The following is a 13316-nucleotide window of genomic DNA, read 5'->3' as shown; positions in this document are numbered from 1 at the left end:
CGTCTGCGCATCGTCTCCTACCTTGACAGCGGAGTTCCACGATGGGAATAGTGTTCTCCAACGGACAGAATGCAATGTTTTGTCCGGACAAATAATGCATACATCCCGTTGTGGGCGGAAGCAGGCCATGGAGGACTTCCTCAAACTCGACGGTCGCGTCGTGGTGGTTTCCGGCGCCGGAGGCGGCGGTATCGGCACCACCGTGACGGCGATGACCGCGCGGGCGGGGGCCACCGTGATCGCGGTGAGCCGCTCGAAGGACAACCTCGACGAGCACGTTGCTCCGCTCGCTCAACAGGGATTGGCGGTGATCCCCGTCGCGGCCGACGCGTCGACGGACGAGGGCATTGCCGCGGTACTCGAGCAAGCGCGTACGGCGGACGGGGAGCTCTACGGTCTGGTCAACGTCGCCGGCGGCGCCGCGCCATCGACCTGGATGCCCTCGACCAGGGTGACACGCAGCGACTGGCGCACCGTCTTCACCGACAATCTGGAGACGGCCTTTTTCATGAGCCGGGCCGTCGCCGCCGAACTGGTCGCCCAACAGCGGCCCGGGTCGATCGTGTCGATCTCCTCGATCAGTGGCATGAACACCGCGCCGTTTCACATCGCCTACGGGACTGCCAAGGCCGCCATCACGGCGATGACCCGCACCATGGCGCTCGAGCTGGCGCTGGCCGGAATCCGGGTGAACGCGGTGGCGCCGGGCGTCACCGAGACCGCGGCCTCGCGCACCTACGTCGACGAGGACCCGGACCGGGATCGGCGGGCGATTGCGATGGGGCGGCGCGGGCGGCCCGAGGAGCAGGCCGGCGCGATTCTGTTCCTGCTCTCGGAATTGTCGAACTACATCACCGGCCAGACGCTGCTCGTCGATGGCGGACTCGACCTCAAATGGAGCCATCTCGACGCAGACAACACCTCTTTGTTCCTCAAGGACGACTCCTTCCGCGCAGCCATTAGGAGGATGTGATGACCGACGTGGCCAAAGACGTGAATTCCGCAGTGCCCGACGAGTTATCGAAACCGATGACAATCGGCGTCGAGGCGTATATCAGCGAGGAATATGCCCGCGCCGAGCGTGACAAGCTATGGCGGAAAGTCTGGCAGCAGGTGGGCCGCGTCGAGGAGCTGCCCGAGGTGGGCAGCTACCTGACCTACGACATCCTCGACGACTCGATCATCGTGGTGCGCAACGGCGCAAACGAGTTCCACGCCCACCACAACGTGTGCATGCACCGCGGCCGCCGGCTGATTGACAGACCCGAAGGCGCGAAGAACGCTTGCGGCCGCGCCCGCAAGTCGTTCGTCTGCGGATTCCACGGCTGGACCTACGGCCTGGATGGTGCGTGCACCCATATTCGTGAACAACAGGACTGGCAGGAAGCGCTGACCCCCGAGAGCACCCACCTTCGGCCGGTCAACGTCGACACCTGGGGCGGCTGGTTGTGGATCAACATGGACCCCGACTGCGAGCCGCTGGCCGATTACCTGTTCCCCGCCGCCAAGATTCTGGATCCGTTCGGCCTGGAGAACATGCGCTTCAAGTGGCGCAAGTGGCTGAACTTCGATTGCAACTGGAAGGTGGCGATCGAGGCCTTCAACGAGACCTACCACGTCTACACCACGCACCCGGAGTTCAACCAGTTCGGCGAATTCAAGGGCTGGGCCAAGGCACAGGGCAAGCACAGCAACATCGGCTACGACGCTCCAAAAGACCTGGAAGCCACCAAGTCCAAGATTCGCCTCGGTACCGGCGACGATCCGAGGGTGTCCACCGCGCAGATGCAGGTGTACACGATGGAGGAAACCAACGCCACCACCACGCAGACCTTGGTGAACGCCGCCAAGCGGCTGGTGGACGAATTACCCGAGGGCACACCGTCCGACAAGGTTCTCGAGCATTGGCTAGCGTCCGCGCGCCGCGATGACGAAGCCCGCGGTGTGGTCTGGCCAACGATCCCGGGTGACATCCTCGGGCAGGCCGGCACCGCGTGGCAGGTCTTTCCGAACTTCCAGATCGGGCAGGGGCTGACGAGCGCGCTGTGTTACGGCGCGCGGCCGGATCCCAGCTACCACCCGGACAGGTGCATCTTCGAAGTATCGGTGTTCGAACTGTGCCCGAAAGGCGAAGAGCCCCAGACAGAGTGGGAATACACACCGGTTGGTGACCCCCGCTGGCGATCGGTTTTACCACAGGATTTCTCGAACATGGCCGCTGTCCAGCAGGGCATGAAGTCCCTGGGCTTCCCAGGCACCAAGCCCAACCCATACCGCGAACGCAGCACCGTCAACCTGCACTACCAATTGTCGAAGTACATGGGCACCGGCGAGCCCCAGGAGCTTTGAGATAGATGACCACCGCTGAAACGCCCTGCGGGCCCACCGACGTAGCGCAGCACGTCGACATAGACGCGATGCGCGCCAAGTACGCCCAGGAGCGCGAGAAGCGCCTACGCAAGGAAGGCGCCGCGCAGTACCTCGAACTCGACGGTGACCTGGCCGACCTCTACGAGGTAGACCCGTACACCCCGGTGGCCGACCGCGCCCCGATCGACGAGGACATCGAAGTGGCTGTCCTCGGCGGCGGGTTCGCCGGATTGTTGTCGGGCGCCTACCTGAAAAAGGCCGGCGTGCAAGATGTTCGGGTCATCGACATGGCCGGGGACTTCGGCGGCGTGTGGTACTGGAACCGCTTCCCGGGCATCCAGTGCGACAACGATGCCTACTGCTACATCCCGATGCTCGAGGAACTCGACTTCCTGCCGAGCAAGAAGTTCGCCGACGGCGCCGAGATCTTCGCGCACTGCCAGGCCATGGGCAAGCACTTCGACCTCTACGACGGCGCGATCTTCTCGACGCAGGTCGAGACCATGCGCTGGGACGAGAAGAGCAACCGCTGGCGGCTGATCACCAATCGCGGCGACGACATCCGCGCGCGGTTCGTGGTGATGGCGCAGGGCTCGTACAACAAGCCGAAGCTGCCCGGTATCCCCGGTATCAAGGAGTACCTGGACGGCGGCGGCCACGCGTTCCATTCCGCGCGCTGGGACTACGACTACACCGGCGGCGACGCCAACGGCGGCCTGCATAGGCTGGCCGACAAGCGGGTCGCACTCGTCGGCACGGGGGCCACCGGCGTCCAGCTGGTGCCGCATCTAGGCCGGGATGCCGAGCAGCTCTTTGTGTTCCAGCGCACCCCGTCGTCGGTGGACATGCGCGCCAACACGCCCACCGACCCGGCCTGGGCGGCGGCCCTGCAGCCCGGGTGGCAGGAGGAGCGCAAGCGCAACTTCCACAATTGGTCACCGTTCGTAGGGGTGGTCTTCGGCGAACCGGATCTGGTGTGCGACTTCTGGACCGAGTTGGGCCGCAACATGACCGCCCGGATTGCCGCCAGCCCAGATCCCGCCTCGCTGGGGATCGAGGAGATCATGGTGATCCGGGAGGAAGAGGACTACAAGATCATGGAGCGGCTGCGGAGCCGCGTGGCCGCCCAGGTCGACGAACCCGACACTGCCGAGGCACTGAAGCCGTACTACCGCTTCATGTGCAAGCGGCCGTGTTCGAGCGAGACGTACCTGCCGGCGTTCAATCTGCCCAACGTGACGTTGGTGGACGTGTCGGAATCCAAGGGTGTGGAACGCCTGACGGATAAGGGAATTGTCGCCAACGGCGTTGAGTACGAGGTCGATTGCGTCGTATTCGCCAGTGGGTTCGAGATCTCGACGGAGATCAGTCGGCGCTTCGCGGTCGACGTCATCGAGGGACGCGACGGGTTGTCGCTGTTCGACTACTGGCACGACAGGTACCAGACGCTGCACGGCGTGACCACCCGCGGATTCCCCAACCAGTTCTTCACCGGCTTCATCCAGGGCGGCGTCTCGGCCAACACCACCGCGATGTTCGAGCAACAGGCCGAGCACATCGCCTACATCATCGCCGAGGCGCAGAAACGCGGCGCGACCGCCGTCGAACCCAGTCAGGAGGGCCAGGACGGCTGGGTCAGAACGGTCGCCGAACTCGCGATCGACAACTCGGCCTTCGAGATGTCCTGCACCCCTGGCTATTACAACAACGATGGTCAGGGCGGAGCCAAAGACAATGGCGCGTTCCTCGGCGACTTCTACTCGCCGGGCTTCTACGCCTTCGGCGACCTGATCGCCGAGTGGCGCGCCAGGGGTGACCTGGAAGGCCTCGAGCTTTCGTGAGCGAGTTGCGGTTCGACGGCCGGGTCGCGGTCGTCACGGGCGCCGGGCGCGGGCTGGGTTGTGCGTACGCGCGGCTGCTCGCCGAGCGCGGAGCGAAGGTCGTCGTCAACGACCACGGCGGCAGCCTGACCGGCGACGGGGCCGATGCCGGTCCGGCCGAGCAGGTGGCCGATGCGATCAGAGCGGCTGGGGGAGAAGCCGTCGCATCCACCGCGTCCGTCGCGACCCGCGACGGTGCCGACGCGATCATCGCGACCGCGCTCGACCACTATGGCGGCGTCGACATTCTGATCCACAACGCCGGCAACGTGCGTAGCGCCTCGCTGAAGGAGATGAGTTACGAGGACTTCGACGCCGTGCTCGACGTGCACTTACGCGGCGCGTTCAACGTTGTGCGGCAGGCATTTCCGGTCATGTGCGATGCGGGTTACGGGCGCATCGTGCTCACGTCGTCGATCGGCGGCTTGTACGGCAACCACAGTGTGGCCAATTACGCGGCCGCCAAGGCCGGCGTGATCGGGCTGTCCCATGTCGCGGCGCTCGAAGGCGCGGCGGACGGAGTGACCTGCAACGTGATCGTGCCGGCCGCGGTGACCAGGATGGCGGCCAGCATCGACACCTCGGCCTATCCGCCGATGGGCGCGGAACTCGTTGCGCCCGTCGTAGGCTGGCTGGCGCACGAATCCTGTTCGGTAAGCGGGGAGGTGTTCATCGCGCTGGCGGGCCGGGTGGCGCGGGCCGTCATCGCCGAAAGCCCCGGAGTGTGCCGGCCGTCGTGGACGATCGAGGACGTCGGCCAGCATCTCGATGCGATCCGAAACATCGAGGCACCGTTGATCTTTCCGGTCCTGCCCGACGGACATGGCCAGCACATCCGCTACAGCTTCGAACTGGCGCAGCGCTCAATAGATCGGGGTGCACACCATGGTTAACCACACCGGTCCTATGGTCGGTGTGCGGGTAATCGACCTCACCGCGATGGTGATGGGGCCGTATTGCACGCAGATCATGGCCGACATGGGTGCCGATGTGATCAAAGTAGAACCGCCACAAGGTGATAACACCCGCTATATCTCGGTGGGACCGGCGCCGGGAATGAGTGGTGTGTTCGTCAACGTCAACCGGGGCAAGCGCAGCGTCGTGCTCGACCTGCAAACCGAGGCCGGAACACGCGCGCTGCGCGGGCTGGTGGAGACCGCAGACGTCTTCATCCATTCGATGCGCGCCAAAGCGATCGACAAGCTCGGTTTCAGCTACGACGAGGTCGCCGCGATCAACCCCGCGATCGTCTACACCAATTGCTACGGATACGGTCGCCGCGGACCCGATCGGGACCGGCCCGCCTACGACGACACCATCCAGGCGGAATGCGGCCTGCCGGCTGTACAACAGCAACTGACCGGCGAGGCCGACTACGTCGGAACCATCATGGCCGACAAGGTCGCCGGGCTCACCGCGCTGTACGCCACGACCATGGCACTGTTTCACCGGGCGCGCACCGGGGAGGGGCAGGAAGTCGAGGTGGCCATGTTCGAAACCATGGCCTCGTTCATGCTCGTCGAACATGCCAACGGCGCCCTGTTCGACCCGCCCCTGGGGCCGGCGGTGTATCCGCGAACCGTGGCGCCCAACCGTCGGCCGTACCGCACCAGCGACGGACACATCGCCGCGCTGATCTACAACGACAAGCACTGGAACGCGTTCATGAACGCCGTGCGCCCGCCGTGGGCCAGTGAGCTGTATTCGACTCTGGAACAGCGGGCCGGCCAGATCGACACCATCTACGGGCTGGTGGCCGAGACGATGAAACAGCGTTCGACCCAAGAGTGGCTGGAGTTGTTGCGCGAACTCGAGATTCCGGCGGCTCCACTGAACACTCCCGGTGCGCTTTTCGACGACCCGCACCTCAACGCCGTCGGCATGTTCGAGACCGTGGACACCCCGCACGGGCCGGTCCGCTTCCCGGGCGTGCCCACCTGGTTCTCTCGCACACCGGGTCGCGTCGCGGGGCCGGCGCCAGAGCTCGGCGCCGACACCGCAGAAGTGCTCGCCGAAATTGGCACGAGCAGTCGCACAAGCATCCGAAATAGCCTGCCAGACGGTGATTTTGCGTCTGCTCACGAGATTAAGGAGTTTTGACAATGGGTGTGCCTGTATACAAACGCATTCTCGACCTGTTCGAGGCCGAGGGCGTGAACACCCTGTTCGGTATCCCGGACCCGAACTTCGTGCACATGTTCGCCGAGGCCGACGCGCGCGGATGGTCCGTGGTCGCACCGCATCACGAACTGAGTGCCGGATTCATGGCCGAGGCGGCGTCGCGGATGACGGGTAAGCCCGGCCTGTGCATCGGCACACTCGGCCCCGGCATGGCCAACATTGCCGGAGCGATCCAGTGCGCACTCGTGGAGAACTCGCCGGTGATCTTCCTCGGCGGCCAGCGGGCCCGCATCACCGAGCGCAGGGTCCGCCGCGGACGCATCCAATTTGTCCAGCAGGAGCCACTTTTCGCGGCGTCTGTCAAGTACAGCAGCTCGATCGAGTACGCCGACCAGACCGACGAGATCATTCACGAGGCGATCCGCCGCGCGATGTCGGGCACGCCCGGCCCGTCTTACGTCGAGTTCCCGTCGCACGTGATCCTCGAGGAGCTTGACGTGCCAGATCCGTTGCCGTCCCACCGGTACCGGCTGGTCAACCAGGGCGCGGGCGGACGTGAGGTGGCCGCTGCCGCGAAGCTGATCCGCGAGGCCAAGAGCCCGGTCCTGCTGGTCGGCCACGGCGTGCACACCTCCCGTACCCAGCAAGAGGTCAAAGAGCTGGCCGAGCTGATGGCCTGCCCGGTGATCCAGACCTCCGGGGGCACCTCGTTCATCCCGGGACTGCAGGAGCGGACGTTCCCCTACTTGTTCTCCCCGGCCGCCAACGAGGCAGTCGAGGAATCCGACCTGTGCGTCGCGCTGGGTACCGAGCTCGGCGAGCCGATGCACTACGGCCGAACCCAGCATTGGGCCGGCAATGATGCGAACCGCAAATGGGTGTACGTGGAGCAGGACCCGACCGCAATCGGCGTCAACCGCCCGGTCGACGTGGCGCTGGTCGGCGATCTGCGCGGTGTCGTGCCGCAGCTGGTCGAGGCGCTTAGGGATTCTCCGCGCAAACCCGCACCCGCGCTGCAGATCCTGATCGACAAGGATGCGAAAGAGCTTGCGGACGTGGCGGAATCGGCACCGTCTGGACGCTCGCCGATCCACCCGGCGCGCTACGTCGTCGAGGCCACCAAGGCATTCAACGAACTCGAGGACGGCATCATGGTGCGCGACGGCGGCGCGACCGTGATCTTCCAGTGGACCTACTCGCAGGCCAAGCCGCGCGACGTCATCTGGAACCAGAACTTCGGTCACTTGGGCACGGGTCTGCCGTACGCCGTCGGCGCCTCGGTCGCCGAGGGCGGCAAACGTCCGGTCATGCTCCTGACCAGTGACTCGGCATTCCTCTTCCACATCGCCGAGTTGGAAACCGCTGCGCGGCAGAACCTGCCGCTGGTGTGCGTGGTGGGCGTCGACCACCAGTGGGGCTTGGAAGTCGGCGTGTACAAGCGCACGTTCGAACAGCCGTCGCCGCAGCCGGGCGTGCACTGGAGCAAGGACGTCCGGATGGACAAGGTTGCCGAGGGCTTCGGCTGCCACGGCGAGTACGTCGAGAAGGAAGAGGAGATCGGCCCGGCGATCGCTCGCGCCTACGCCAGTGGCAAAGTCGGTGTAGTTCACGTGTGCATCGACCCGAAGGCCAACTCCGAGGAGATGCCCAAGTACGACCGATTCCGTACCTGGTACGCCGAAGGCACCCAATGAGGCACCCCCGTAGGAAGGGATCGATCCGATGCGCGAATACCTGAAGTTCTACATCGACGGACAGTGGGTCGACCCGTTGCGGCCGAACGCCTTTGACGTGGAGAACCCGGCAACCGAGCAGGTTTCCGGGAAGATCTCGCTGGGATCCGCGGCCGATGTCGACGTGGCGGTCAAGGCTGCCCGGCGGGCCTTCGCCGGCTGGTCGCAAACCACCCGCGAACAGCGCCTGGACCTGTTGCAGGCCATCCTCGCCGAATACCAGAAGCGCGCTGACGACCTCGCCGAGGCGGTCACGGAGGAAATCGGCGCGCCGACCGCGCTGGCCGCGGGGCCGCAGGTCTTCCTCGGGATCGGCCACCTGACCACGGCGATCGACGCGCTGAAGAATTTTCCGTTTGAGGAACAAAAAGGGGCGAGCTTGATCGCCAAGGAGCCCATCGGTGTCTGCGGCTTGATCACGCCCTGGAACTGGCCGATCAACCAGGTCGCGGTCAAGGTCTACCCGGCGCTGGCGACCGGCTGCACCGTCATCCTGAAACCCTCTGAGGTGGCACCGTATTCGCCGTACATCTTCGCCGAGATCCTGGATGCGGCAGGCGTGCCGGCCGGGGTGTTCAACCTGGTCAACGGCGACGGGGCGGGCGTGGGCGTGGCCCTGGCCAGCCACCCCGACATCGACATGGTGTCGTTCACCGGATCCACCCGCGCCGGGATCGAGGTCGCCAAGCTTGCTGCCCCGACCGTGAAGCGAGTGACCCAAGAGCTGGGTGGCAAGAGCCCCAACATCGTCCTCGACGACAGCGGCTTTGCCCGGGGCGTCAGCGCCGGCGTGGCCAACATGATGCCGAACTCAGGGCAGAGCTGTAACGCGCCGACGCGCATGCTGGTCCCACATTCCCGTATGGCCGAGGCAATCTCCATCGCGCGGGAGGCCGCCGAGAAGGTCACGGTGGGTCATCCTGACGCAGGGACGACCATCGGGCCGGTGGCGTCGAAGACGCAGTTCGACAAGGTGCAGCGGCTGATCCAGCAGGGCGTCGACGAGGGCGCGACCGTGGTTACCGGCGGCCCGGGCCGGCCGGCGGGCCTGGACACGGGTTACTACGTCAAGCCCACCGTCTTCGCGCATGTCACCAATGAGATGACGATCGCCCGTGAGGAGATCTTCGGGCCGGTGCTGTGCATCCTCGGCTATGACGACATCGACCATGCCGTCGAGATCGCCAATGACACCGAATACGGCCTGGCCGGGTTCGTTTCGGGAGCCGACCTCGACCAGGCTCGCGAGGTTGCCCGCAGGATCCGGGCCGGCTGGGTGACGATCAACCATGCCTTCGACATGAACGCGCCGTTCGGCGGCTACAAGCGCAGCGGCAACGGACGAGAGTGGAGCGAGTTCGGCTTCCACGAGTATCTGGAGGTCAAGAGCACGTTGGGCTACGCGCCCGAAAAGGCGGCGAAATAGCTTCAGCCAACGGGCAGAAAAAGGAATCCCCGACAGCGAAAACCGTCGCGTGTCTTCGCCGGTATCGCACGGCCCCGCCTCTAAGCTTGCTGAGATCAAGAGGAGGGGCGACGACATATCGGCAGCAACTACAGCGCCGGGCAACAGAGTGGTCAGGGCGCGCTAAAAGCGAGCACTGAGCCGGACGGGACGGACCCCGTGCCGGCACCTTCTGCTCGGCGGGCTCGCTGGGTTGCCCCGGTGCGCCGTGTCGGCCGGCTGGCGATATGGGATAAACCGGAGCGACACAGCGGCATTCCCGCGCTGGACGGACTTCGCGCGGTCGCTGTGGCCCTGGTACTCGCCGACCACGGTGGCATCCCCGGCATGAGTGGCGGGTTCCTCGGCGTCGACGTCTTCTTTGTGCTCAGCGGATTCCTGATCACCTCGCTATTGCTGGACGAGCTCGGGCGCACCGGACGCATCGACCTGACCGGTTTCTGGATTCGCCGGGCCCGCCGACTGCTGCCGGCTCTGGTGTTGATGGTGCTTGCCGTGGGCGCGGCGCGCGAACTTCTTCCCGCCCAGGCCCTTACCGGGTTACGCGACGACGCGATCGCGGCGTTCCTGTGGGTGGCGAACTGGCGCTTCGTCGCACAGAAGACCGACTATTTCACGCAGGGCGCGCCGCCGTCGCCGCTGCAGCATGCCTGGTCGCTCGGCGTGGAGGAGCAGTACTACTTCGTCTGGCCGGTCCTGCTCATCGTGGTGACCCTGCTGCTGGCGGCGCGGGCCAAGCGCTACTTCATGCGAACCACCGTCGGCGAGGTTCGGTTCGCCATCTTCGTGATCGCCACGCTGGGGGCACTGGCCTCCGCGGCGGCCGCCATCGTCTTGGTCTCCGACACCACGCGGGACCGAATCTACTTCGGGACCGATACCCGTGCGCAGGCCTTGCTGGTCGGCTCGGCGGCAGCGGCTCTGCTGGTTCGGGATTGGCAGTCGCTGAACCGCGGCTGGTGCATGATCCGGAGTCGATGGGGGCGCCGGGTCGCCCGCGTGCTGCCGGTTGTCGGTGTGGCTGGGCTGGCCGCGGCGGCTCACTACGCAACGGGCAGTGTCGGCGATTTTCACCGCGGCTTGCTGATCGGGGCGGCCATCGCGGCCGTCTTCGTGGTCGCCCCGGTGGCACTGGAGCAGCGCGGGTTGATCGCCCGCATCCTGGCCGCGCCCCCACTGGTGTGGCTGGGCACCATTTCCTACGGCGTCTACCTGTGGCATTGGCCGATCTTTTTGGCGCTCAATGGCGAACGCACCGGGTGGGCTGGATTCCCGCTGTTCGCCGCACGGTGCGGGCTCACGTTGGCCGTGGCCGCCGCATCGTGGTGGCTGATCGAACAACCCGTCCGAGGTTGGCGACCGGCCCGGGTGGCGTTGCTGCCGCTGGCCGCCGCGACCGTGGCCAGCGCCGCCGCGGTGACGTTGCTGGTGATTCCGGTCGGGACCGGGACCGGTTTACGTGAGGCCGGCCTGCCGCCCGGTGTGTCGGCCGTCGCTGCGGTATCCCCGGCGACGCCGGGCGGGAGTCGCCCGGTCGGGCCGCGAAACCCCAACCGGCCGTTCACCGTTTCGGTATTCGGTGATTCGATCGGGTGGACCTGGATGCACTTTCTTCCGCCGACGCCCGGATACGCGTTCCTCGACCACACCGTCATCGGATGCAGCCTGGTCCGCGGCACGCCGTATCGGTACATCGGCAAAACCCTGGATCAGCGATCGGAATGCGACACCTGGCCGGGCAGGTGGTCAACGCAGATCAGTCAGGATCAGCCGGACGTGGCGCTGCTGGTCATCGGCCGCTGGGAGACGGTGGATCGTGTCAACGAAGGTCAGTGGACCCACATCGGTGATCCGACCTTCGACGCGTACCTCAATGCCGAACTGGAACGGGCGCTGAATATCGCGAGCGCCAGCGGCGTTCGAGTGGTGGTTGCCACCGTGCCGTACAGCAGGGGCGGTGAGAAGCCGGATGGCCGCTTGTATCCGGAGGATCAGCCGGATCGCGTCAATCAATGGAACGCCATGCTGCGCAAGACGGTTGCGCAGCACCCAAATGTCGCGATCCTGGATCTGAACAAAAAGCTTTGTCCGGACGGCGTTTACACCGCCAAGGTCGATGGCATCAAGGTACGCAGTGACGGCGTCCACCTCACCCCGGAAGGGGTCAAGTGGCTGACGCCGTGGCTCGAAGAGTCCCTGCGCTAGCCGTTAATCGTCGGTGCGGCAGCTGATTTCCATACTGTCGCTCTCCCGGACGAGGAAGTTGAAGCTGGTGTATCCGTTGGCGGGATTGCGCACGCGATCGAGATAGGGCGCCATGTCGGCCGCACTGGCGTTATCGGCGACCACCAAAGCACCTGTGGCAAGGCTGGGTTCGAGCAGCTTGATCACCGGAAGATAGAGGTCCTTCCAGCCGTCGAGCAGCGCGAATTCGACCGGCCCGTCCAGGCCCTCCAGTGTGGTCAGTGCATCTCCTTCGAGGATGGTGATCACGTCGTCCAAACCGGTCTCGGCGAACGTCTTCTTCGCGGCGGCTATCTTGGTCGCGCTGAGTTCGGTGGTCACCACACGCCCGACGCCGTTGTCACGGACCGCCGCCGCGAGATGAATGGCGGAGATACCGAAAGACATTCCGAATTCGACGACCGTGGTCGGACGGGTCGCCCGCACCAGCGCGTACAGCAACCGGCCGGCGTCCGGAGTCACCGGGATGTAGAACTCGCTCATCGCCTCGGAGCGTTCCGCCGTGGTCATCGGTTGAGCGAGCTGACCATGCCGCTCACGCAGCTGTGACATCTGGTTCTTCGTTTCGGCGTACATCCGGTCGAGCAGCGTCTCGACGCGAGGGTCTTGCAACGTTGTGGCCATGCCCCTGAGGGTAGGCCTCGGAGTCGCGCGGCCGTGCCAGCAGCCACACAGCCACCGATGTGAGTCAGAACACGCTGTGCGGAATTGTTGCCTCGGCGTTTGACGAGGGGCGGGTCGCGGTGCCAGCATGGATTGGCAAGCACCTCGGTAGGTGAGGCGTCTGCACGGATACAGGCCACTGACCCCGAACGTCGAGAGACGCCCCGGGTCAGGACAGCTCTTCCCGGACCCAAGGGTTGAGCCCAAGTGGCTTGTGGAGATGTTCCAGATACGCCGTGCAGTGCCGAAGCTCCAACGAGAGGGGTGCGGTAGGCGGGCCGTTGGCCCGGCATTCGTACCTCTCCCGCGTAGGTGGATGTGATGACACCCGCGTGTGTCCTGGCCGTGAGGAGGTGAGGGCGAGATGAGTCCCGGCGATAGTTCCCATCCGAAATCCATCTTGTTCCGATCCGGTTCCGGCATTTCTTTCTGCTGACGCATCTTTCTGGATTTCGCTGTCCCACGGCCGTATTGGCGGTTTGGTGAGGGCAGTGGATGCCTGGGTGCGATCGGCATCCTGACGGGCCGATCGGACTTCCTGCAGGGGGAAGATCATGACTTTTGCTGTTGCACAACGTATTCGCGGCGCTGGAAAGCTGCGCGGACGGTCGATGCTGCGTGCAGGTCGGCTGCTGACAAACAGGCTGTGCGCCATGCGCATCCCGACTGCCCAAGAGCGGGCGAACGTGTATGTGTCGCGGATGCCGATCGCCGTGCTCTCGGCCGCGCCGCGGACCGAGTCACCGGGCAGCGTGGGCAAGCACCGGTGATTTGTTCCGCCAACCGGTCTCCAGCGGCGGGTGCGGGTTAGCAGCCCGCCGTTGGGGGCGTTGAGCACTC

The 13316-nt window shown here is 65.3% G+C and carries 10 protein-coding genes and 1 riboswitch; of the genes, 9 read left to right on the top strand and 1 reads right to left on the bottom strand.

The annotated features are described in order from the left end of the window. The first annotated feature begins 127 nt into the window (after window positions 1–127). The 8 genes from ACTXG5_RS05085 to ACTXG5_RS05050 all read left to right on the top strand — a co-directional run bounded on the left by ACTXG5_RS05085 (window position 128) and on the right by ACTXG5_RS05050 (window position 11774). Window positions 128–973 (top strand): SDR family NAD(P)-dependent oxidoreductase, encoded by an 846-nt coding sequence (locus tag ACTXG5_RS05085; RefSeq protein ID WP_445162652.1) that lies wholly within the window; start codon window positions 128–130, stop codon window positions 971–973. Continuing rightward, window positions 973–2349, top strand: coding sequence for an aromatic ring-hydroxylating oxygenase subunit alpha (locus ACTXG5_RS05080; protein ID WP_445162651.1), 1377 nt, complete (start codon window positions 973–975; stop codon window positions 2347–2349). The genes ACTXG5_RS05085 and ACTXG5_RS05080 overlap by 1 nt, the downstream gene beginning before the upstream one ends. Before the next feature lie 5 nt (window positions 2350–2354). Continuing rightward, window positions 2355–4211, top strand: a complete 1857-nt coding sequence (locus ACTXG5_RS05075) for a flavin-containing monooxygenase (RefSeq protein ID WP_445162650.1) — start codon at window positions 2355–2357, stop codon at window positions 4209–4211. Continuing rightward, window positions 4208–5143, top strand: coding sequence for an SDR family NAD(P)-dependent oxidoreductase (locus ACTXG5_RS05070; protein ID WP_445162649.1), 936 nt, complete (start codon window positions 4208–4210; stop codon window positions 5141–5143). Before ACTXG5_RS05075 ends, ACTXG5_RS05070 begins: the two co-directional genes overlap by 4 nt. Window positions 5144–5156: 13 nt before the next feature. Beyond that, window positions 5157–6350, top strand: a complete 1194-nt coding sequence (locus ACTXG5_RS05065; protein ID WP_445164269.1) for a CaiB/BaiF CoA transferase family protein — start codon at window positions 5157–5159, stop codon at window positions 6348–6350. A gap of 2 nt (window positions 6351–6352) precedes the next feature. Further along, window positions 6353–8065: a thiamine pyrophosphate-binding protein gene (locus ACTXG5_RS05060; RefSeq protein WP_445162648.1), complete on the top strand. Its 1713-nt coding sequence runs from the start codon at window positions 6353–6355 to the stop codon at window positions 8063–8065. A 28-nt stretch (window positions 8066–8093) separates the two neighbouring features. Continuing rightward, complete coding sequence (locus ACTXG5_RS05055) at window positions 8094–9530, top strand: aldehyde dehydrogenase family protein (RefSeq protein ID WP_445162647.1); 1437 nt, start codon at window positions 8094–8096, stop codon at window positions 9528–9530. A gap of 198 nt (window positions 9531–9728) precedes the next feature. Continuing rightward, complete coding sequence (locus tag ACTXG5_RS05050) at window positions 9729–11774, top strand: DUF459 domain-containing protein (protein ID WP_445162646.1); 2046 nt, start codon at window positions 9729–9731, stop codon at window positions 11772–11774. 3 nt (window positions 11775–11777) lie between these two features. Here the strand turns inward: ACTXG5_RS05050 and ACTXG5_RS05045 are convergent, their stop codons facing one another. Continuing rightward, complete coding sequence (locus tag ACTXG5_RS05045; RefSeq protein WP_445162645.1) at window positions 11778–12437, bottom strand: class I SAM-dependent methyltransferase; 660 nt, start codon at window positions 12435–12437, stop codon at window positions 11778–11780. A 136-nt stretch (window positions 12438–12573) separates the two neighbouring features. Next, window positions 12574–12747: riboswitch (M-box (ykoK) riboswitch) on the top strand. 283 nt (window positions 12748–13030) lie between these two features. Here ACTXG5_RS05045 and ACTXG5_RS05040 point away from each other — a divergent pair. Next, entirely contained in the window at window positions 13031–13246 is a 216-nt protein-coding gene (locus tag ACTXG5_RS05040) for a hypothetical protein (RefSeq protein ID WP_445162644.1), read from the top strand. Window positions 13247–13316: the final 70 nt, after the last annotated feature.

The organism is Mycobacterium sp. Dal123C01, assembly GCF_052566995.1.
This window is presented reverse-complemented; position numbering and strand designations above follow the sequence as displayed.